This is a genomic window from Nostoc sp., from assembly GCF_036917155.1.
GTDB lineage: Bacteria > Cyanobacteriota > Cyanobacteriia > Cyanobacteriales > Nostocaceae > Nostoc.
In genome coordinates, this window is record NZ_JBALDZ010000033.1 from 1 (window position 1) to 20,793 (window position 20,793).

The window sequence follows — 20,793 nt, forward strand, 5'->3', positions numbered from 1 at the left end:
TTTAACGCTTACCTCTAACGTAGTCAAGTTTTGACTTAATCTGGTCAGATTAGAGCTTTTTCAAGCCCCGGCCTTTAGGCATGGGGTTTCTGACATTCAATCTAACTTTTCCTATAGGAATCATACTTGAATCTTGCTAAGTATACTGAGAAATAAACCTTTGTATGGCAAGCTTCTAGCCAATTTGGTTTTTCAGAAATCAAATATGAGTCCTATATAAGGCAATCTGGTAGTGATTGACCATAGCAGTATTTTAGGTGTTAGGCGATGCTTACTGCCTACGGCGGCAAGCATCGCGCCCCCCAATCAAGAGAGGAAACTGCGAGTGGTCGCAGGCTCTTGGTGGGTAAGCCATCCCACATTTAAATTTATGGGGATTATTTTTTTACTTTTTACTTCTTACTGATGCTGTTGCTGCCATTGTGCGCGTTGCTGTTCGAGTTGCTGCCTCTGTTCGGGAGTGAAAACAGAGTCCATCTTCGCTTTTTGCGCTGTTATAATTCGCTTGATTTGAGCCTTTTGACTATCAGTTAGATTTAGAGATTTCATGACATCATGACGATTAGCATGTTGCCCTTGTTGATGCTGTGTTCTTGCTGCTTTCAGTTGTGCAAGTTGTTGTGGTGTATAAACACCTTCGATTTGCTGCCTGCTATCTTTTTCAATTTGACGCAGCTGTTGTTTTTGCGCGTCAGTCAGATTTAATTTTGCCCAGCGACCGCCTTCTTTTTTGTGAGAATTTTGTTGAGCTTGTGCTAGCAATGGCTGTCCATTATGAATCGCATCTGCTTTAACAATAAAGGGAACTGCTACAACACTTACTGCTACAACACTTGCAAGAACAGACATTAACTTATTAAATTTCATCATACTTTAGAGGTAAATTTGCTTTTTGTGTATGTCATCATCATAGGAATCTATGATCAAAACTGAATGAGCTAAAAGTCATGATTTATACTATGACCTTTGTAATAGTGGCGTATGGGAAGGTTAGGAAACCCACCAGTTTCCAATGTTCGGGTTGGGAGTGAAATTCTTGGTAGCCATAGCGTTGTTTGATTAACACTGGCGATGCTCCTGTTGAATTTACCAGCCGTCTTGAGTCAGCATTAGGCAAAGTAGTTTGATTGCGATCGCTCGCTCTCCTGATCAAGCGAGAAAAGGGAAAGCGATCGCGCTTGAATTGGGCGGGTACACCATTGCACATTGACTATGTATTTTCTAGTACATTGTTCGTAATAAGTTAAAAGTGAGTGAATTTTGTCAATACCTCCAAGTAGAGAAAGAAAACTCCTTAATATGGTTCTTGGTTATCACCCGAAGCTTATCGAATGCGCTTCATCTAAACTTTAAGTAGATGTAGAGTTTTCAACGAAGACTGCGACCTGACTGCAATGCCAAGCTAGAGCTTAACTATGTTTCATTAAAAGCGTATCTTTGATGAGTAAAATTATCGGTTATTGTCTGTTAGGTCTAATATTGGCTTCCAGTACAGGTTTAGAGCAAGTCTCTGCTCAAGGAACCGTAGAAAATGAACGCCGATTAGATCAAGGTCAGCATGAGCGTCAAGTAGATCAACGTCAGCATGAGCGTCGATTTGGGCAACGTCAGCATGAACGCCGATTTGGGCAACGTCAGCATGAACGCCGATTTGGGCAACGTCAGAGTGAACGCCGATTTGGGCAGCGTCAGAGTGAACGCCGATTTGGGCAACGTCAGGATGAGCGTCAAGTTGACCAAGGTCAGCATGAACGCCGAGTAAATCAAGGTCAATAATTGGGGATTAGAAAAAGCAAGAGTCACAGTAATTGAAGGCGAAAGCCCACTAGTTAAAGGGAGAAAACTTCTTAGTTTTCTCCCTTTAACGTGATTGATGAGCGATTGTACAAACTGCCTGCTGAAAAGCAATCGTACTTAGTGACTTTAGTCATGTTTAAGTGGTGACATTTGCTAGATATCTTTTCTTGATTATGCAGAATATATTGGCAATATACAAGTTAAGTAAAACAAGGACTAAAGGATATATGAACCGCTTAAAATCTCTTCTTCTTGGTGGTTTATTAGCTTCTGTTTCAATTGCTGCTCTTTCAACTCATGCTAATGCTTCTATTGTGAATTTTCGTAATGAACATTTAAATACTAATACTATTGCTTTTAATAACGCCAAACTAATTCGTGAGCGTCAATTGCATGAACAGCAGCTTCGCGAACAAAAAGCTCGTGAATTGCGTGAGCGCCAAGCTCGTGAACAAAAGGCTCGTGAATTACGTGAGCGCCAAGCTCGTCTTCATCACTAAAATTTGAATTTTTACTCGCTCTGCGATCGCCCCGCATTCCATCACCCTATCTCCTGTAAGATAGGGTGAAATTTTGTATTCTGTGAACTTTCACCATCGCCTAGAGCGCTATCGCACTCCTCTTGTCTTGAAAATCGAGTGATGCCTATTATGTTCCCGGACGAGAGCGAATACGATCAGGTATATGATGGCGATCGCCTAATATTTCGAGCATTGGACCATTAACGTCAAATTTAACCATACTTACCGACGCGACCAAAATATTCACCCGATAGCGATAGCGTCCTAAATCAATTCCCAGTAAACTGCAAAGCATAATCCGAATTGTGGCTTTATGGGAAACTACTAAAACATTACCTTGGGGATGTTTTTCTTGAATTTCAGCAATTACAGGCATAGAACGGTTAGCAATATCTACCGCAGTTTCTCCACCTAGTGGGGCATTCCAAGCGGGTTCTGTCAACCATTTTACATAGTTTTCTGCGTAATTCTCTTGGGCAAACGATTTACTCTTCCTTTCCCATTCGCCGTAACTACCTTCTTTAAGTCCGTCACGCAACTGCATATCCATACCGATAGCATCACAAAATGGCTTGGCAGTTGCAATTGTGCGTTTCATCGGGCTAACATAAACAGCCTCCCACAACAAGCTTTGATAAACATCGGCAAAACCGGATGCCATCTGCATCCCCTCTGTTGTCAACTCCGCATCAGTTTCACCGCAGAAATTACCCTTTTGACTAAAAGTAGTTTCTCCATGTCGCAGTAAATATAAATTGAGTGTCATAGCTTGTATCGCGATTGGATCAAGGAGTTTGTGCAAAAATAAACTACCATCAATCTCGCAATCGAGTCTGTGACATCAGGACAAAGTAATCAACCAAAAAAGTCAGTTCCCTCACAAACTTTTGTCAACGAGATCAAAAGTAGCGGTAAGAGCTAGTACTCTAGTTTGAGCCGGGATGCGGATACCGTTGGCGAATCCCCCAAACAGCTAAACTGAACTGCTCCTTGAGCTTTCTGAGCAATTTTATACCCAGATGCAACATTCCCCAACTTCAGTTCATTCCGATGCTACACATATCTCCATCAAGTAAAAAAGATTACGGTTTACTCTAATTTTGCGGTTCGTAAACCAGAATATAAATTATTAAAGTCAATAATCAGTAAACCAACTATTCTGCTGTTGAAGAAGATAGTGCAGTTAGGCGATCGCATTCTTTGAAACCGGAACCGGAACAATAAACTATTGCGCCGTGGTATTCCTAAGACTTTAGGCTAGAATCCCCATGCCTAAAGGCTAGGGGTGTTGACAGGGGATTTATGATTTTTGGCTCATGTCACCTGATAATTCAGGTTTTATAATTAAAGTTAAAGGGCTTAGAGCATTAAGCATAAATGAGGTTAAAGGCTGTGAAGAAAATAGTTGTTGCTGCAATATTCAGCTTAATCGCTGGCTCAACATCTTTACTTTTTACCCAAGCCGCTAAAGCTGATCCTATTGTTTCCTGTTATCCTGTTACTTACAACAGGGTTCTCAAAGAATCGGCGGCGGATCATCCCCATGCTTATGCAGATGGTTATCGAGAAGGGGAACAAACCGCTCGGAATAGAGTTGCTTATAAACCTCGGACTGTGGGAGGTGAATTTGCCCGTGGTTTTGAGGATGGGTACTTTAATCTACCTTATACTGGTCAAGAGACTGTTGTACCGAAAACAATTGTGCAACATACTACTCAGGTTTGTAATGAAGATGGTTATTACACCGTAGCGCCTCCTCCTACTTACATCTACAACCCTTATGCCATCTATGGGTCGCCTTATCCTACTTTTGGCATCAACTTCGGATTTGGAAGAGGGTTCAACAGATGGGGTCACTATCGAAGATGGTAGGGGTGGGGAATTTCGTTGGAGAAAGTCATTAGACCGAAAACTTTTGGAACTTGAAGAAAGAATCAAGGTTTGAGCATAACCCAGAGGTTGAATTCGAGTACGTTGATGCTGATGTCTGGTACAAGAAAAATCCCGAAACGGGCGAACGTATTGACGTAACCACTACGGACGATATTCTTGACCAGATAAATGATGAGGACGAAGAGGAAGACAATCCACCTTCATGAACAGGGTGTAGGGGATAGGGTGTAGGGTGTAGGGAACCCCATAATTAAAATCAGGGGTTTCAAAAGGGACGCTGTATTTCTTGCACATACGTGTCTCAAAATACATCTTTTTCTTTTTCCATATTTAAAAATAGGGGCTTGTACCCGTTGGGTGTGGGATAACCTTCTTTTCCTACACCCTACACCCCACACCCCACACCCTTTTCGGTCATCTAGATAACGCTTAACTTTAGCCCCTAGCTTACCTCTAGGGGCTTTCTTACTTTAATTTTAGCTTATGGATATGCAATCAATTTATTCTCCACTTTATCTTCAAATTTACCAAGGCTATAGTGTATACACAAATCGAATTACCCCCCTTAATCCCCCCAATATATCGGGGATAAACAAGATAAAGGAGGGAAACAAAAAATCTAGTTCCCTCCCCTTTATAAGGCTACGCCCGGATTTCTCACCAATGCTCAAAGCCTGTGCTTGTGCAGGGGAGCAGGGGAGCAGAGGAGAGTTCAATGTGCCAAGTTCAATCCCCTCCGCCCCTCTGCCCCTCTGCCCCTCTGCATTTCAAACTTGTGAGAAATGCGGGTACGGTGTACACACAAGTCTAGAAACTCCACCTGAAACTTGGTTTCGTTGCTCTAATCTCTAAATTCTGGAGAGAAGTGGAGTTTCAAGTTCCCAAAAATTTGGGTATTTATGGGACTAAAACAGTTGGAAGCTATACGGGTAGTACTTGTGTGTACACGGTAGCCTTTATAAGGGGAGGGTTAGGGTGGGGTACAACCTTTGTTAATCAGTGTAATGATGCTTTGAGGAGGTTGGGAGGGGTGAAAATAATGTGCAGCTTCACAGAGAATTGATATTAGTTAGTATGAGTATAAGAACGTCATTATCAATTACGAATTATTTTAATTTTCTAGCAAAATGGAAACGAAGCAAGATATTTAAAAGATGTAGGTAAAATCAGGAATTAGAAAAACTTCTAACTGATAAATATTCACTCCTCACTTAGCACTTACTTTTATGCTTGACCTAACAAAACTAGCGCGGCAAATGCAGGGTTTAAGTCAGCATCTTACTTTAGAAGCTGCTGCCAGTCGTCAGCGTTTAGAACTGGCGCAACAACATTTAAAAAATGCTTACGAGTCTCAACAAGATTTAATCGATCGCCAGGAAAAATGGCGCGAGCGCATTCTCTTTGCTAATGCTACCCCAATCGAGCCGCTAGAAACCTGCATCGACATTCCAGTTCCCCCAAAAATTCATACTGTCATCGCTACTGATGGTTCCCAAATTGCCCCCAATCATCACGAAATTGCTTACTGTTATCTCCTAAATATTGGCAGAGTCGTCTTACACTACGGACAAAATCGCCATCCACTACTCGATAGTTTGCCAGAAGTATTTTACCGCCCAGAAGATTTATATATGTCTCGGCAGTGGGGAATTAGAACTGAGGAATGGATGAGTTTTCGCCGCACTGCTTCAGAAGCTACAGTGTTGGCAGAACTGGCGTGTGATGCAGTGCAAAGGGAAATGCCAGCGCTAGCAATGGTAGATGGTTCGCTAATTTACTGGTTTTTAGAACAGTTGCCGATGGATGCACGTGATCGCATTTTACCCCCCATTCTCGAAGCTTGGCAGCAAATGCGTGATGCTCGAATTCCTTTGATGGGCTATCTTAGCGCCTCTCGCAGTATCGAAACAATGAACTTTTTACGCTTGTTGGCTTGTCCTCATCCAGCGCCAGACTGTAAAAGTCATTGCCCAAATCAGCTAGAAAAAGTACCTTGTAAAATTTTTGAACAGTTACGAGATACTTCTGTTTGGGCAACCCGACTCAAACCAGGACAACGCAGTACCCTGTGGCGCAGTAATTCTCCCATTCTCGAACTTTACGGCGATCAAACAATTTACTTTTGTTATGTCCACGTTGGCACCGAAATCGCCCGCATCGAAGTTCCGGCATGGGTAGCGGAGAATGCAGCCATGTTAGATCAAGCACTGGGACTGATGTTAGCACAAGTGCAAAAAGGATACGGCTACCCTGTAGCGATCGCTGAAGCCCATAACCAAGCAGTGGTAAAAGGTGGCGATCGAGCGCGTTTCTTTGCCCTACTCGAACAACAAATGATTAAAGCTGGTTTGAAAAATGTGGGAACTTCCTACAAAGAAGCCAGAAAGCGCGGGAGTATTGCGTGAAGGAGGTAGGAGGTAGTAGATAAGCTGCGTTGAAGAAGAATTCAGCTATTCTGAATTCTTCTTCAAGTATATCCAACGCTTTATTTTTCGCCGGATATCACCTTTTTAATACTAGAAAAATCTTAAATTATGATTTGCGATCGCTCCACATATTAATTAAAAAATAGCTTATTTTAAATAATTACGAATTATCTTTTTATTCTCTCCATAATACCACTTGTTGCTTGAGTTCGCTCATATCCAAATAATCATTAGCAAAAGCTTTCCATAAAAGTGGATGAGGAATAAAACCATCATATTTTTGAATTTCCGGCGCTTCTGAAGTACTGACTAAATCTTCTGAAGTAATTCTTTGTTCACACAAGGAAGCAATTTCACGATAAAGATATTTAAATTTATCCTTGCCTAATTTAACTGTCACATAATAGGGGTTTACTCCACCAATACTTGTAATTTCCAACAATTCTCGGCAGTATGAATTAAGTAATCTTTCTAAGGTGCGATAGGCAATCGTACCCATCCAAGGAAAAATACAGCATTTACCTTTTTCCAATTGCAAAATATTGTGCTGATCTAATCCAGCCTGTTGCACCAATTGGCGAACTTGATTTAAACGTTGTAAAGCATTTTTTTGCAAGTAACTATACTCGACATTCTCAAACAAGACTTGCTGCATTCGCTGTAAAACTTTGGTATGAATATTACCACCACCACCACGCCAATAAATACTAGATTTACCTTCAGATTGTTTAACAAAAATAGCCTTCTTTTTAAAGTCAACTTCTACAACTTCCCAAGTTCTGCCAGCTAAAGCAAACTGATTGCCAACAGGAAGCGGCGTGACAATACTACCAATTTCTGTTGCACCTTGCTTAACAATATATTCTTGCTGTTCAGCAAAGACAGCATAAAACTGAAATTTTCTCACTACCTTTTCTCCTAGTAAACCCAGGATTAATCTACCTTGTTCAGTATGCTGAATATGACCAATATCAATTAAATAGCGTAGTAATAGTTGTAAATCTTCTTTTAAAATAGCAGCAAAGGGCGGTAGACTAAAAATTTGTTTAGCTAGGGCATTAGCTGAAATTTCTCCTGCTGCTGTTAAAATACTCATTGTTTGGTGATAAAGCAAACTCAAAGGATATTTAATAGGTCTAATTGGTTCAATCCATTGTTCCTCTAAATAAAGTTGAATTATTGCAATACACTGTAAAAGTTGCCAGGGGATTTGTTCTGGTAGAGAAGCTTCTGCTAATGGCTTATCTTCAGCACATACAAAACGCATATCAGCAGCTTCACCTCTTCTACCACTGCGTCCCAAGCGCTGTAAAAAGCTAGCTACAGACAAGGGTGATTCTAATTGAATCACTCGCTCTAAATGACCGATATCTATACCTAATTCTAGAGTCAGAGTGGCGGCAGTAACAGCTGGATTTTTGGGTTCACGCATCGCATTTTCAGCAGCTTGCCGCAAACTAGCAGATATACTCCCATGATGTACATGATATATATCTGGTAGTCCTTGTTCTGTGGCAATTTTTCGCAAAGAAGCAATTACAGATTCGGTACGTGTGCGATTATTCGCAAATATGAGACATTTGCGAGACTTGCTGAGGTTGAAAATATATTGTTTATCATCTGTCGCCTCTGATTCATCTACTTCATCTGTAATAAAAAAATGTTCCACAGATAGTTTTATTTGGCGTTTTATACCATCAATTTTTGGTGTAATGACTGGCTTATCTGTTCCTGAACGCAACCACTCTTCAGCTATTGAGTAATCTCCAAGAGTTGCCGATAAACCAATACGACGCGGTTGCTTTTGCGTCAACTTTGCTAAACGTTGTAATTGGCAAATAATTTGACAACCGCGTTCTGAACCCATAAAGGCATGGATTTCATCAATGATGACAAACCTTAAATCACCAAATAAGCGAAGTAGGTCGTTATTTTTGTTAATTAACAAACTTTCTAGAGATTCTGGGGTAATTTGGAGAATGCCTTGCGGATTTTTTAAAAGTTTGTTTTTTCTAGTTTGCGAAACATCACCGTGCCAGTGCCAAACGGGAATATCTGCTTCTTTGAGTAAGTCATTGAGACGCTCAAATTGATCGTTAATTAAAGCTTTGATTGGACTAATATATAATGCGCCGATGGTGGCAGCAGGGTTGGCATGCAATAGAGTCAAAACTGGCAGAAAAGCTGCTTCTGTTTTACCAGCAGCAGTTGCAGCCGTAACTAGCAAGTGAGCATCAGTGTCAAATATAACTTGACAAGCGGCAATTTGAACTGGTCGTAATTCAGTCCACTGGTGATGATAAATATATTCTTGGATGAAGGGTGCAAGTCGGCTAAAGGCATCGCTCATATTTTTGATGGATAAAAGTGTTAGTAAAACTACTCCTTGGTATTTCAGAACCCTCGAATTATGAATCAACGAGTTCCATTACTCTACCGCTATCTGCTGCCCTACAACTGCTTAACTTCATTTACCCAGCCGTGCTGTAGATGGTGGGGACTTAGTTGCCTTAGTGGTGCAGAAAACTTTTTTGAGTTTCGTCTGAGCGATCGCAGGGAGCCAAGGGTTTGAATCCCCATCTGAACGAAACCTTCTGCCTTCTTCAATTTTTGGCATTCTCTACTTTTAATAACCGTTTTTGTAAAGCAATAACCACAGCTTGAGTACGGTTACTGACTTCCAATTTCTGTAGAATAGCGTGGACATGAACTCGCACTGTTCCAGGTGTAATATAAAGTGCGAGGGCAATTTCTTGATTGTTTTTTCCGGATGCCAACAGCGACAGAATTTCTTGTTCACGTCCAGTTAGGGGATTGGCAGGCTTTGAGATGTTTGTTGAGTGAGTCAGAGACGGTTCAGATACAAAGGAAGAACGAATCTCTTTTGTTGCAGTTTCATCCCACCAAGAGGCTCCAGCAACTACAGAGCGCAGTGCCAATACTAATTTTTCGGCAGGAATTCCTTTAAGACAGCATCCTTGAACGCCTGTTTCTATTAATCGCACAATTAGGGGCTTTGGCGAATGGGATGTGAGAACTAAGATTGGCAGATTAGGATTTCGCTGCTTAATTTGTCTACAAGCCTCGATTCCCCCGATTGCTGATAAACCCACATCCAACAGCACTACATCCAGAGGATTTTGCTTGACTAATTCGATAGCTGTTTTACTATCTTCAGTTTCAGCAGTAATTTCTAACCCTGGTTCTTGTTGCAATCGTATACGCAAGCCTAATCGGAAGAGTTCATCGTCCTCAACTAAGAGAATTTTGATTGGAGTAGAGGACATTTCACATAGTTCGAGAAGATTGAAATGGGTAAACGGGCAGTTTGAAAGCAAACATCGCACCAGTTGTGACTCTATTCTCTGCCCAGATTATACCTCCGTGGGCTTCAATAATTTGCCGAGACAGGTAAAGCCCTAATCCAGAACCTTTAGCTTGGCGATCGCTATGGCCCTGGTAAAATCGCTCAAATAGGTGAGTAAACTGTTCCACCTGGATACCTGCACCTGTATCTAAAATTTTCACCACTTGATAAGAAGGTTGTGGTTTTAAGACAACTTCTACCCGACCGCCACGCAGGGAATGATTAATGGCATTCACAAGCAAATTATTAAAAACTCGTTGTAGTTGCAAAGCATCACCCTGAACCCACAGTGCGTGTCGCCAATCAGAATCTCCATAAGTAACCGAGAGATGAACACGACGATTGGCAGCTAATTTAATTAAATTGCCAGCCGCCTCTTCTGCTAAAGTAGTTAAATCCACGGGTGCTAAGTCCAGCTTTAAGCCTTCAGTATCGTTGCGATAGATATCTAACAAAGTTTCTACTAGTTGCAACGAAGTCTTGTGACTGCGTTCCATTGTCCCTAAAACTTGTTGCTGACCTGGTAAGACAGGGCCAAGTTTTTCTTGTTGAAATGCTTGAATCGTCTCAATTGCTCCTAGTAACGGTGTTTTCAAATCATGAGTGAGTGCCGAGGCAAAGTGTTCTCTGAGTTTGACTAATTCCTCTTGGGATTCTAGCTTGGCACGGGTGAGAGCGATCGCTTCTTGAGAACGACGTAAGCGATCGCTTAAAATACCTGTTACAATCAACGCCATCGAAGCAATTGCTCGACTGGTAACTGTCGATATCTGAATGACTTCACCTCCTGGCAACCAAAGATTTAAAATTGTTAAGCATACAGCAACGACTGTCACTTTAAAAGTTGCTATTCTTCCAAACCATGAGTTTGTTAATAATATTGGGCCTGTATAAAGATATCCAAATACATATTCAGTTGGGGTCTCAAACTCCATAAACATGACAGTGAGAAACAATCCAAATATGACTGAGAATCTCCTTAATTGTGATTTATTAGTCAGTATTTTATCTCGAAGCAATATCATTTAGGATATATTTTCTCATTCATTTTTGTTAACTACATAGCCAGAAATTAGATCCTTACCTTAATTTTAGTAAGATTTACTTTATTTGTAACAGTCAAGATAACATTTAAATAAAAAATATACTCTTAGTTTAGAGACAGGTTATACACAGTATGCTTTTGATTTAGACGTTTATAAGAATAGCCCTTGTTAACCACCAATTATCAGGAATCCAGAAGTCCAAAAAAATCTTATTTGCCAGTTCTCTTAGTTCAGCGTTTATCAGGCATATAAACACACTAAACAGTCATATATATATAACTAAAATTTGGATATAAACAACTATATCTTTCATATATCCTAGTTTAAATATCAATTTATACGTTGTCTTATTAACAAAAAGGCTCTATGCTCAATAGAAGATTTATAATCAGCAAAAGTTGATGATCAACAAAAAATAACGTCCATTATTAGTGCAATAAACTTCTCCCAAAATTTATAACCCAATCAGTATAAGGGTTTTAAACACATTTACATCGATATGTCTTCAATCAACGCAGCAACAAGTTTTGATATAGTTGCTGATAGTTTAGAAGCATAAATAGCGTTGTTTGGTTTTGAGTATCTGCCAGATTTCATATTTGATTTAATCCACACTAGCCTTTTGGCATATTAATTTGAGTTAATGGAGGTAGTATTTTATCTCCTTGATTTGGTCAAGTTTAGTTTTCGGACTGGTCTAATCATCTAGATTTTTTAGCTGAGAAAAGTGTAATTGTAGCCAATTATCTAGCAAGTTAATTATGGTTCTACCGTTGTTACGACTATCTAATCAAAAGTATGACTTCAACTCAAACTCCATCTGCTTCAAGAGTTCGTTCCTCACAACATAATTATCCAAAAGTTGACACCTCTGGTCTTTACTCAAGAGCAATTAAGGAGTCTTTCGTTAAACTTGACCCACGAATCATGGTCAGGAATCCAGTGATGTTTGTGGTCTGGGTCGGGACTATTACCACTGCACTAACTACCGTTGCTCCAAATTTGTTTGGTACTGTTCCAGGCAAGAATCAATGGTTTTACAACGGGATAATTACCGTTATTCTGTTTTTAACTCTTCTCTTTGCTAACTTTGCGGAAGCAGTAGCAGAAGGACGAGGCAAAGCCCAAGCAGATACACTCCGAGCCACCAGGTCTGATACCTTAGCACGCAAAATTACCCCCAGTGGCTTACAAGAAGTCAGTTCTACTAATCTGCGTAAAGGCGATTTAGTGCAAGTAATTGCGGGTGATATTCTCCCAGCTGACGGGGAAGTGATCGAAGGTGTGGCTTCCGTTGATGAATCCGCCATTACGGGTGAATCAGCACCAGTACTCAAGGAACCAGGAACAGATATTTCTAGTTCCGTGACTGGCGGGACACGTATTTTATCAGACCAACTAACTATTCGGGTTACAGCCGATCCAGGTAAAGGGTTTATTGATCGGATGATTGCGTTAGTGGAGGGGGCAGAACGGACAAAAACACCAAATGAAATTGCTCTCACAGTCTTACTTGCAGCACTCACCTTAATTTTCTTGGTGGTGGTGGCGATAATTCCACTAATTGCTAACTATCGTCAAAGTCCGGTGAGTATCGCCAACTTAATTTCACTCCTTGTAGCCTTGATTCCCACCACCATCGGTGGTTTATTAAGTGCAATTGGGATTGCAGGGATGGATAGAGTAGCCCAATTTAATGTGATAGCGACTTCTGGTAGAGCGGTTGAAGCCTGTGGAGATGTAAACACTCTGATTTTGGATAAAACTGGTACTATAACCCTTGGTAATCGCCTAGCTGAAGAGTTTATACCGGTTAATGGTTACACTTTAGAACAGGTAGCCGAAGTTGCCTTAGCTTCTAGCTTGTTTGACCAAACACCAGAAGGGAAATCCATTGTTAGACTAGCGCGGCAGTTAGGCGCAGAGATCAACTTTGACGAAAGTAAAGCAGAAGGGATTGAGTTCACTGCTAAAACTCGGATGAGTGGCACAAACTTACCAGATGGACAACAAGTTAGAAAAGGAGCAGTTGATTCCATTAAAGGATTTGTTCGTTCTTGTGGCGGTTCCTTAAGTCCTGAACTAGATCAAGCTTATGAAAAAGTTTCTCGATTAGGCGGTACTCCCCTGGCCATTTGTCAAAATCAAAAAATCTACGGTGTGATTTATTTGAAAGATATTGTCAAACCGGGGATTAGTGAACGATTTGAACAACTGCGGCGCATGGGTATTCGCACCATCATGTTGACAGGAGACAATCGAATTACTGCTTCTGTGATTGCCCAAGAAGCTGGTGTAGATGACTTCATTGCTGAGGCTACACCAGAAGATAAAATGAGAGTTATTCAAGCTGAACAAGCGGAAAATAAAATAGTAGCAATGACTGGTGATGGTACTAATGATGCACCGGCACTTGCTCAGGCCAATGTAGGTGTGGCGATGAACTCTGGTACACAAGCAGCCAAAGAAGCTGCCAATATGGTGGACTTGGATTCTGACCCCACAAAGTTGATAGATATTGTGACAATTGGTAAGCAGTTACTAATTACCAGAGGCGCACTGACTACCTTTTCAGTCGCTAACGATATCTCTAAATACTTTGCAATTATTCCCGCTTTGTTTACTACTGCTGGACTTGGCAGTTTAAACATTATGGGTTTAGCAAGTCCGCAATCGGCGATTCTGTCTGCTTTGATCTTTAACGCACTGATTATTCCCGCGCTGATTCCACTAGCGCTTAAGGGTGTTAAATTCCGACCTCTCACAGCCGATCAACTATTGCAACGCAACGTTTATATCTATGGCGTTGGTGGTGTAATTGCTCCATTTATTGGCATCAAAATCATTGATGTGATTATTGTGGCGATTGGGTTATCATAGTTAGTTTTTTGAGCATTTGTCTTTCATCGGCGTTGTTGATTTAACTTCATGCAAATGCGCTTTAGCCGCAGACAGGAAGAGTGAAGAATACTTATTTTTTTTCTAAATTAAATAACGCCCTTTCACAAAAAGTTCACTTTTTGAATCTCCCAAATAAGCATTTTATTTGTGTCTGTCTATGAATATTAAAAGCTCACGCATAGACGCAAGGATATAAACATTCATGAGGCTTTGAATATATGACGAAAATTAAGTTAGTTAATAAGATAGTAAGTCAATTGAGTGATGAGACAGAGGTACTGCGATCGCCAAAATTGTATCGCTCTATTTCTTTCAAAATATTTCTTGCTCTCTGTTTAAATGCAGTTCTTGCCCCTGTTGTCTTTGCAGCAAGCGGAGAAACAATTTCGCGGGGAAGTGCTTATGCGATCGGTGTGCTGGGACTTGTGACAGTAGCGTTAGCAATTTATCTATTCATGGTGATGTTACAACCCCAACGCTTTTAAGCTGGTTGGGGATAAATCCCCAATCCCCAATCCCCAGTCCCCAAATATAGAACTTATGAACGATTTAATTTACGTGGTGGTTATTTTAGTCAGCTTTTTAGGTCTTTTTGGTTTAATTAGAGCGTTTGAGACGCTGTAGGGAATCAATTTGTATGATATTGAACATCTTGCAACTGCTAATCATTATCTTAATTATTGGGTTTGCTTTTGTTATCCCAATCGGCAAATACTTAATTAAGATTTTCACTGATGAGACAGATACGGTATTAGAGCGTTACACCTATCGATTTCTAGGGATAAATCCTGAAGAACAAATGACTTGGCAACGCTATAGTCAGGCGATTGTAATCTCTAATTTAGTTTTGGTGTTGTTGTTTTATGCAACACTACGACTTCAAGATATTTTGCCTTTCAATCCCGATAAAATTTCTCCAGCACCAACGGCAGAATTGGCGTTTAACACTGCAATTTCTTTTGTTACTAACACTGATTGGCAAAACTATGGCGGTGAAACAACCCTTTCTTATTTTAATCAGATGGTAATGATTACCTGTTTGATGTTTACTTCATCAGCAACAGGTTTAGCGGCTGGGGTTGCAGTCATTAGGGGATTGAGTCAAAACGGTGTCAATAATCTGGGTAACTTTTGGGTAGATTTGACTAGGGCAATTTATCGATTGTTTCTACCGATTTGTTTTGTGTTGTCGCTAGTCTATGTTTGGCAAGGAGTACCTCAGACATTGGCTCCGGCTGCGATCGCAACTACTCTAGAAGGTGCTACTCAAACCATTGCTCGTGGTCCTGTTGCTAGTTTAGAGTCGATCAAGCAAATTGGTACAAACGGCGGTGGATTCTTTAACGTGAATTCAGCCCATCCCTTTGAAAACCCAACTGCTTTGACAAATTCCCTAGAGATTATGTCAATGTTGCTGATTGTTCCAGCACTCACCTACACCTTTGGAACAATGGTAAGAGCGCGGCGACAAGGATGGATATTTTTTGGGGTATTCACCGCCTTATTCATGGGATTTTTAGCAATCATCCTGCCGGCTGAACAAATTGGGAATCCGTTGTTAACTGAAGTCGGGGCTGACCAAACCTTATCAGCTTTGCAAAGTGGCGGCAATTTTGAAGGTAAGGAAGTCAGGTTTGGCATTGCTCAAACTAGCTTATTTGTCACTGCTACCACAGCCGCTACTACAGGTAGTGTCAATGCCATGCATGATAGTCTCACACCAATGGGAGGCTTTGCGGCGCTTTCGGAAATGCTGCTGAATGTAGTTTTTGGTGGTAAAGGTGTCGGGCTGATTACCTTAATTATGTACGCTGCTGTCACCGTCTTTCTTGTAGGGTTGATGGTAGGACGTACCCCAGAATTTTTGAGCAAAAAAATTGAAGCTAAAGAAGTCAAACTTGTATCTTTAGCCTTACTAGCTCACCCCTTTACAATTTTAATCGGAGTCGGACTGGCACTTGTTTGGCCGAAAGCATTAGACAGTTTAAATAACCCAGATGCTCACGGGTTTACTGAAATTTTATATGCTTTCACATCAGTAACGGCTAATAATGGGTCAGCCTTTGGTGGACTCAACGGTAATACTCCTTTCTACAACACTGTACTAGGGATAGGGATATTGCTAGGAAGATTTTTAGCTCCTGTATTGCCCATGTTAGCCGTTGCTGGCTACTTGGCTGTTAAACCTAGAGTACCAAAAACCACGGGTACTATGTCTACAAACACCGTGTTCTTTGGAGTGCTGTTATTAGCTTCGATATTAATTGTTGGTGGATTGACGTTTTTCCCAGCTTTGGCTCTTGGCCCAATATCAGAACACTTTGAGCTAGCATCTGGCAAATCTTTTTAACTTAAATTCAGGAACTATTCCCAATGGCAATTCAATCTCGTTCACCCATAATTAGCTTGCTGATACCTGCAATCACTACCGCCCTTTGGTTTATCTTGCTTTGCGGTATCGTCTATCCACTTGCAACTACGGTGGTTGCCAATCTTTTGTTCCCTTACCAAGCCCAAGGTAGCTTAATCACTGTCAATAACAAAGTGATTGGTTCTGAACTCATTGGTCAAAATTTCGCTGCGCCTAAATACTTCCATCCCCGTCCTAGCGCTACAACCAAAACTGGTGGGACTGATGCTCAACCCTATAATGCTGCTAACAGTGGTGCAACCAATTATGGCCCCACTAATAAGAAATTGATTGATGCAGTCAAAGGTGCAGTCACAGCCTACCGCAAAGAAAATGGTTTAGCGGATAACACCCCTGTACCAATTGATGCAGTCACTAACTCTGCTTCTGGTTTAGATCCTGATATATCCATTGCCAACGCCAACCTCCAAGCATCTCGCGTAGCTAAAGCCCGCAATAAACCTGTAGCAGAAGTGCAAAAATTAATCAGTGACAATACCACAGGACGGCAGTGGGGATTTTTAGGAGAACCCCGCGTCAATGTTCTCAAACTGAATTTGGCTTTGGATAAATAGGGACTGGGACTGAGGAAATAAGGGGGGAATAAAGTTAAAGCGCTTTTCAAATAATTGAACTACACTCCCCATTCCCTACTCCCCGTCTTAGCCATGATCTAACTAGGTTAAAACATGAACCAGATTTAGTTGCTTCTGTAACCTCACTTGCAGATAGTTCTATCGCATCCGTCACCATCTTTGACCCGAAAACACAAACTTGGCATTACTTACCTGCGAGGGCTGAAAGTGCAGAACTGGCGCAAAAGTAGCTGTATTCTTGGGCGATGCTGATTTTTGTTAATGCTTACTTATAGCTCAATACGGTTCAGTTAAGGCTTTACTCTTTGTCAAAGTGATTTTTTTTGAACGTAGACGCGGAGCGGCTTGCCGCAGGCTACCGCAAAGGACGCAAAGGAAGAGAAGGAAGAGAAGCTTAACTGAACTCTATTGACTTATAGCTAAATTTTTATAAATTTTACATTAAAAATCATCTTTCAGGCAGCTATGAATTTCCAAGACTTTAACCAACCCCCAACTCTTCCTATTGCCATCATTGTTCAACCTAGCCAGGTAAAATATACAAACCAAACAGATAAAAATATCAGTATTGCAGGAATCTTAGTTACTTTGGCGATTACTGGTATTACTTTAGGTTGCGTTCTTAGATATAGAAAATGTCAAAAGGAGTGTCAGCAGCAAGCATTAAAAATTATCCGAGAAATTGAAGCCTTAAACAAAATTCCAAAAGAAACAACTGAGAGTGAAAAAAAATTGAGTCTTCAAAGAAAAAAACAGATTGAAACCCTAGAAAAAATCTGGAAGAAAACTCCTTAGAGGTTGTTTGAAAAGTCGGAGAGATGGTAAAAAAGCTCTCTGGGTATACATTGTGAATAGATAGTAGACAGCAGCAAGAGAGCGACTTAATTAACGAGTCAGTGGAGTTTCAAGAATAGAGTGGGATGGAGGAGGGGTTTTTCGAGGCATAGAAGATTTATGCTTTTTTCAAGGGGAAACTTAACCGAGAATCGATATAGCGCGATCGCTTTTTTAGTGAGCATCGCCTACAGGTTGCAGATGGTAGCTATCGATTTTTTGCCGCGCGGGCAGTTCCCGTCCTGAATGCCAATGACGAGATTCAAGAGTGGGTAGGTACTCACACCGATATTACAGAACAACAAATTGCTCTGCGCGATTGCAACCTTGCACAACTTGCACTACAAAAAGCTAATGAGGAATTAGAAATCAAAGTACAGATACGGACGGCGGAATTACAAAAGCTAAATGAGGAACTAAAACGCTCTAACCAAGAGTTAGAACAATTTGCCTATGTGGCTTCCCACGATTTACAAGAACTATTACGAGCCGTGACAGGCTATACCCAATTATTAGAAAATGAATATCAAGACCGTCTAGATGAGTCTGCCCAAGAATACTTTGGTTATATTATCGACGGCGCAAAGCGGATGCAGCACTTGATTCAAGACTTGCTAGTTTATTCTCGCGTGGGGACTCGCGGTCAAGAATTTGTCCTTGTTGACTGTAATACTGCACTCAGTCTAGCTCTTAATAATTTACATGTAGTGATCGCTCAAAGCAAAGCCATCATCACCCATGAACCTTTGCCAAAGTTGTACGCAGACAAAACCCAAATGGTGCAGTTGTTCCAAAATCTGATCAGCAATGCTATCAAGTTTTGCCGACAGGAGCCACCCCAGATTCACATTGGCGCCATCCTCAGAAAAGCAGGGGGAGCAGGGGAGGCAGAAGAAAAACCTAACTCCCCACTAGACATCTCCAGAAATTAAATATGCGTTATCCAGAATCCTTGTAGAGACGTAGCACTGCTACGTCTCTACATTCATTTTCACCAGATGTCTACTTCCTACTCCCCACTCCTCACTTCCTACTCCCCACTCCCCACTCCCCACTCCCCACTCCCCACTCCCCACTCCTCACTCCTCACTCCTCACTCCTCACTCAGCACTCCGAGTGGCTCATCTGGGTACAAGATAATGGCATCGGTATTAAGCCTCAGTATCTTGAGCAGATTTTTGAGGTTTTCCGCCGTCTTCATACTCGTCGAGAATTTCCTGGTACAGGCATTGGTCTAGCTATCTGCAAAAAAATCGTCGAGCGGCATGGTGGTCGCATCTGGGCTGAATCGGAACCAGGCATAGGAACAGTATTCCATCTTACCCTCAACGCAAATTAAGGTATCTTTAGTATATATACTGTACATCTGCCTAATAGCTTACTAATAACTGCATGATTGATCGTCAAGCATTGCGACCTATTGAAGTTTTGCTAGTTGAAGACTCTCCTAGTGATGCTAACCTAAGCATCAAAGGCTTTTCAAATGCTCAAATCGCCAACAACTTGCACTGGGTTGAAGATGGTGAAAGTGCTATTGCTATGTCACAAAACCGATTGATGTCTACCAGTTTATTCAAGTTGTGCAGCTAATCAAAGATTTCTGGCTGATAGCAGCAACATTACCACAAAAGTAATTGGGTTGGAAATTTCAACTGTTACTTATAAAACTAGACAATTAACCCCTGTCTAACAAATAGAAAATCAGGTGATTATCTAACAAATTGATATAACCCTGTACTATGGAAAAGTTCACCATTCATATTCTATTAGTAGAAGATAGTGCTAGTGATGCCCATCTGCTACGCCGGATATTTTTACATGCAGATCAAGAACAATGGCAGATGTTACATGTTGAACGGCTATCTGAGGCAATAGATGCTAGCAGAGAAAACTCTGCATCCACCCTTGATAATTCTCAGATAGTGAGTCGAAGACAACGCAGATTCGACCTAGTTTTGTTAGACCTCAGCCTACCAGACTCTATTGGATTGGATACGTTGAAAGAATTTCGGGCAGCAGTACCCGATATTCCAGTAGTGGTGTTAACAGGTCTTGATGATGAAGACTTAGCAATGCAAGCATTAGCAGAAGGCGCACAAGACTATCTCGTTAAAGATCAAATCACTATACAAAGGTTAGTGCGTGCTATTCGCTATGCAATTGAAAGGAGCGAAATTCTTAACCAACTACGGGAAAGTGAAGAACGCACCCGTCAAGCCCTAGCAAAGGAACAGGAACTCAACGAGTTAAAGTCAAACTTTGTAGCAATGGTTTCCCATGAGTTTCGCACCCCTATGACTACAATTCGGACGGCTGTAGATATCCTGGAATATAACAGTGATAAACTAACTGATGACCGGAAAACTAAATATTTTGATCGTATACAAAATGCTATAAACCAAATGCTTCATCTCTTAGATGAGATATTGTTCTTGAGTAAAACGGAAGCAGCCAAACTCGAATACAAACCCACACTTTTAAATTTAGAAAATTTTTGTAGCGAACTGACAGATATTCTTCAAATCAATGCAGGTAGTCAGCACAGTATTATCTTTACTTGTCAAGGAGAATCTACCCAAGCCGAAATGGATGAAGACCTACTAAATTGCATCTTAACCAATTTGATTTCCAATGCCATCAAATATTCCCCTCAACATAGCACTATTTGGTTTGATTTAATTTGCCAAGATCGCCTCGCAACTTTCCAGGTAAAAGATCGGGGAATGGGCATTCCCCTCAAAGACCAAGCTCGTCTGTTTCAAACCTTCTATCGCGCCAGTAATGTGGGTGTAATTCAAGGAACAGGACTAGGACTCACTATAGTGAAAAAATGTGTGGAGCTACATGGTGGTCATATTCAATTAGAAAGTGAGCAGGGTGTTGGCACAACAGTAATTGTGACTTTACCACTGGAATGATTGGGCATACAAGTAAAAAGAACCAAGTAAAAAGTAAAAAGAAAGATAAATTCAATATTTCTTTTAACTTTTAACTTGTTTCTC

General features: G+C 41.0%; 20 protein-coding genes. 13 read left to right on the forward strand and 7 right to left on the reverse strand.

Annotation, left to right across the window (positions count from 1 at the left end):
* Positions 1 to 399: 399 nt before the first annotated feature.
* Both V7K67_RS05880 and V7K67_RS05885 read right to left on the reverse strand, forming a co-directional pair.
* Complete coding sequence (locus V7K67_RS05880) at positions 400 to 849, reverse strand: P pilus assembly/Cpx signaling pathway, periplasmic inhibitor/zinc-resistance associated protein (protein WP_335165611.1); 450 nt, start codon at positions 847 to 849, stop codon at positions 400 to 402.
* A 103-nt stretch (positions 850 to 952) separates the two neighbouring features.
* Complete coding sequence (locus V7K67_RS05885; protein ID WP_334730114.1) at positions 953 to 1,207, reverse strand: hypothetical protein; 255 nt, start codon at positions 1,205 to 1,207, stop codon at positions 953 to 955.
* A gap of 233 nt (positions 1,208 to 1,440) precedes the next feature.
* Here V7K67_RS05885 and V7K67_RS05890 point away from each other — a divergent pair, with 233 nt between their 5' ends.
* Complete coding sequence (locus tag V7K67_RS05890; protein ID WP_335165613.1) at positions 1,441 to 1,776, forward strand: hypothetical protein; 336 nt, start codon at positions 1,441 to 1,443, stop codon at positions 1,774 to 1,776.
* A 248-nt stretch (positions 1,777 to 2,024) separates the two neighbouring features.
* Positions 2,025 to 2,297, forward strand: a complete 273-nt coding sequence (locus V7K67_RS05895) for a hypothetical protein (protein WP_334730116.1) — start codon at positions 2,025 to 2,027, stop codon at positions 2,295 to 2,297.
* A 148-nt stretch (positions 2,298 to 2,445) separates the two neighbouring features.
* Here the strand turns inward: V7K67_RS05895 and V7K67_RS05900 are convergent, their stop codons facing one another.
* Positions 2,446 to 3,084 (reverse strand): histidine phosphatase family protein, encoded by a 639-nt coding sequence (locus tag V7K67_RS05900; RefSeq protein WP_334730117.1) that lies wholly within the window; start codon positions 3,082 to 3,084, stop codon positions 2,446 to 2,448.
* A gap of 626 nt (positions 3,085 to 3,710) precedes the next feature.
* Here V7K67_RS05900 and V7K67_RS05905 point away from each other — a divergent pair.
* Positions 3,711 to 4,190 carry a hypothetical protein gene (locus V7K67_RS05905; RefSeq protein ID WP_334730118.1) on the forward strand — a complete coding sequence of 160 codons (480 nt, stop codon included), beginning with the start codon at positions 3,711 to 3,713 and terminating at the stop codon, positions 4,188 to 4,190.
* A gap of 1,247 nt (positions 4,191 to 5,437) precedes the next feature.
* Positions 5,438 to 6,616 carry a DNA double-strand break repair nuclease NurA gene (locus V7K67_RS05910; protein ID WP_334730120.1) on the forward strand — a complete coding sequence of 393 codons (1,179 nt, stop codon included), beginning with the start codon at positions 5,438 to 5,440 and terminating at the stop codon, positions 6,614 to 6,616.
* 196 nt (positions 6,617 to 6,812) lie between these two features.
* Here the strand turns inward: V7K67_RS05910 and V7K67_RS05915 are convergent, their stop codons facing one another.
* From V7K67_RS05915 to V7K67_RS05930, 4 genes are all read right to left on the reverse strand, one after another.
* Positions 6,813 to 8,987, reverse strand: a complete 2,175-nt coding sequence (locus V7K67_RS05915; RefSeq protein ID WP_334730121.1) for a DEAD/DEAH box helicase — start codon at positions 8,985 to 8,987, stop codon at positions 6,813 to 6,815.
* 117 nt (positions 8,988 to 9,104) lie between these two features.
* Complete coding sequence (locus tag V7K67_RS05920; RefSeq protein ID WP_334707085.1) at positions 9,105 to 9,254, reverse strand: hypothetical protein; 150 nt, start codon at positions 9,252 to 9,254, stop codon at positions 9,105 to 9,107.
* The gene (locus tag V7K67_RS05925; RefSeq protein ID WP_334730122.1) at positions 9,241 to 9,924 is read right to left on the reverse strand and encodes a response regulator transcription factor; all 684 of its coding nucleotides are present in this window, start codon (positions 9,922 to 9,924) and stop codon (positions 9,241 to 9,243) included. The genes V7K67_RS05920 and V7K67_RS05925 overlap by 14 nt, the downstream gene beginning before the upstream one ends.
* A 1-nt stretch (position 9,925) precedes the next feature.
* Complete coding sequence (locus V7K67_RS05930; RefSeq protein ID WP_334730123.1) at positions 9,926 to 11,029, reverse strand: sensor histidine kinase; 1,104 nt, start codon at positions 11,027 to 11,029, stop codon at positions 9,926 to 9,928.
* Positions 11,030 to 11,848: 819 nt separating this feature from the next.
* Here V7K67_RS05930 and kdpB point away from each other — a divergent pair.
* The 9 genes from kdpB (at position 11,849) to V7K67_RS05975 (ending at position 20,709) form a co-directional block, all read left to right on the forward strand.
* Positions 11,849 to 13,930, forward strand: a complete 2,082-nt coding sequence (gene kdpB / locus V7K67_RS05935) for a potassium-transporting ATPase subunit KdpB (RefSeq protein WP_334707088.1) — start codon at positions 11,849 to 11,851, stop codon at positions 13,928 to 13,930.
* A 239-nt stretch (positions 13,931 to 14,169) separates the two neighbouring features.
* Positions 14,170 to 14,436, forward strand: a complete 267-nt coding sequence (gene kdpF, locus V7K67_RS05940; protein WP_334707089.1) for a K(+)-transporting ATPase subunit F — start codon at positions 14,170 to 14,172, stop codon at positions 14,434 to 14,436.
* 152 nt (positions 14,437 to 14,588) lie between these two features.
* Positions 14,589 to 16,301: a potassium-transporting ATPase subunit KdpA gene (kdpA, locus tag V7K67_RS05945; protein WP_334730124.1), complete on the forward strand. Its 1,713-nt coding sequence runs from the start codon at positions 14,589 to 14,591 to the stop codon at positions 16,299 to 16,301.
* 23 nt (positions 16,302 to 16,324) lie between these two features.
* Entirely contained in the window at positions 16,325 to 16,936 is a 612-nt protein-coding gene (gene kdpC / locus V7K67_RS05950; RefSeq protein WP_334730125.1) for a K(+)-transporting ATPase subunit C, read from the forward strand.
* A gap of 486 nt (positions 16,937 to 17,422) precedes the next feature.
* The gene (locus V7K67_RS05955) at positions 17,423 to 17,752 is read left to right on the forward strand and encodes a hypothetical protein (protein WP_334707092.1); all 330 of its coding nucleotides are present in this window, start codon (positions 17,423 to 17,425) and stop codon (positions 17,750 to 17,752) included.
* A gap of 494 nt (positions 17,753 to 18,246) precedes the next feature.
* The gene (locus V7K67_RS05960; protein WP_442943766.1) at positions 18,247 to 18,723 is read left to right on the forward strand and encodes a sensor histidine kinase; all 477 of its coding nucleotides are present in this window, start codon (positions 18,247 to 18,249) and stop codon (positions 18,721 to 18,723) included.
* 218 nt (positions 18,724 to 18,941) lie between these two features.
* Entirely contained in the window at positions 18,942 to 19,130 is a 189-nt protein-coding gene (locus V7K67_RS05965; protein ID WP_442943768.1) for a sensor histidine kinase, read from the forward strand.
* Between the two features lie 53 nt (positions 19,131 to 19,183).
* Positions 19,184 to 19,381 carry a hypothetical protein gene (locus tag V7K67_RS05970; protein WP_334730126.1) on the forward strand — a complete coding sequence of 66 codons (198 nt, stop codon included), beginning with the start codon at positions 19,184 to 19,186 and terminating at the stop codon, positions 19,379 to 19,381.
* 149 nt (positions 19,382 to 19,530) lie between these two features.
* Complete coding sequence (locus tag V7K67_RS05975; RefSeq protein WP_334730127.1) at positions 19,531 to 20,709, forward strand: hybrid sensor histidine kinase/response regulator; 1,179 nt, start codon at positions 19,531 to 19,533, stop codon at positions 20,707 to 20,709.
* Positions 20,710 to 20,793: the final 84 nt, after the last annotated feature.

Excerpts from the sequence above, each read along its gene's own strand:
- V7K67_RS05880 (WP_335165611.1), bottom strand. The coding sequence starts at position 849 with ATGTCTGTTCTTGCAAGTGTTGTAGCAGTAAGTGTTGTAGCAGTTCCC.
- V7K67_RS05885 (WP_334730114.1), bottom strand. The coding sequence starts at position 1,207 with ATGTGCAATGGTGTACCCGCCCAATTCAAGCGCGATCGCTTTCCCTTT.
- V7K67_RS05890 (WP_335165613.1), top strand. The coding sequence starts at position 1,441 with ATGAGTAAAATTATCGGTTATTGTCTGTTAGGTCTAATATTGGCTTCC.
- V7K67_RS05895 (WP_334730116.1), top strand. The coding sequence starts at position 2,025 with ATGAACCGCTTAAAATCTCTTCTTCTTGGTGGTTTATTAGCTTCTGTT.
- V7K67_RS05900 (WP_334730117.1), bottom strand. The coding sequence starts at position 3,084 with ATGACACTCAATTTATATTTACTGCGACATGGAGAAACTACTTTTAGT.
- V7K67_RS05910 (WP_334730120.1), top strand. The coding sequence starts at position 5,438 with ATGCTTGACCTAACAAAACTAGCGCGGCAAATGCAGGGTTTAAGTCAG.
- V7K67_RS05915 (WP_334730121.1), bottom strand. The coding sequence starts at position 8,987 with ATGAGCGATGCCTTTAGCCGACTTGCACCCTTCATCCAAGAATATATT.
- V7K67_RS05920 (WP_334707085.1), bottom strand. The coding sequence starts at position 9,254 with ATGCCAAAAATTGAAGAAGGCAGAAGGTTTCGTTCAGATGGGGATTCA.
- V7K67_RS05925 (WP_334730122.1), bottom strand. The coding sequence starts at position 9,924 with ATGTCCTCTACTCCAATCAAAATTCTCTTAGTTGAGGACGATGAACTC.
- V7K67_RS05930 (WP_334730123.1), bottom strand. The coding sequence starts at position 11,029 with ATGATATTGCTTCGAGATAAAATACTGACTAATAAATCACAATTAAGG.
- kdpB (WP_334707088.1), top strand. The coding sequence starts at position 11,849 with ATGACTTCAACTCAAACTCCATCTGCTTCAAGAGTTCGTTCCTCACAA.
- kdpF (WP_334707089.1), top strand. The coding sequence starts at position 14,170 with ATGACGAAAATTAAGTTAGTTAATAAGATAGTAAGTCAATTGAGTGAT.
- kdpA (WP_334730124.1), top strand. The coding sequence starts at position 14,589 with ATGATATTGAACATCTTGCAACTGCTAATCATTATCTTAATTATTGGG.
- kdpC (WP_334730125.1), top strand. The coding sequence starts at position 16,325 with ATGGCAATTCAATCTCGTTCACCCATAATTAGCTTGCTGATACCTGCA.
- V7K67_RS05955 (WP_334707092.1), top strand. The coding sequence starts at position 17,423 with ATGAATTTCCAAGACTTTAACCAACCCCCAACTCTTCCTATTGCCATC.
- V7K67_RS05970 (WP_334730126.1), top strand. The coding sequence starts at position 19,184 with ATGATTGATCGTCAAGCATTGCGACCTATTGAAGTTTTGCTAGTTGAA.
- V7K67_RS05975 (WP_334730127.1), top strand. The coding sequence starts at position 19,531 with ATGGAAAAGTTCACCATTCATATTCTATTAGTAGAAGATAGTGCTAGT.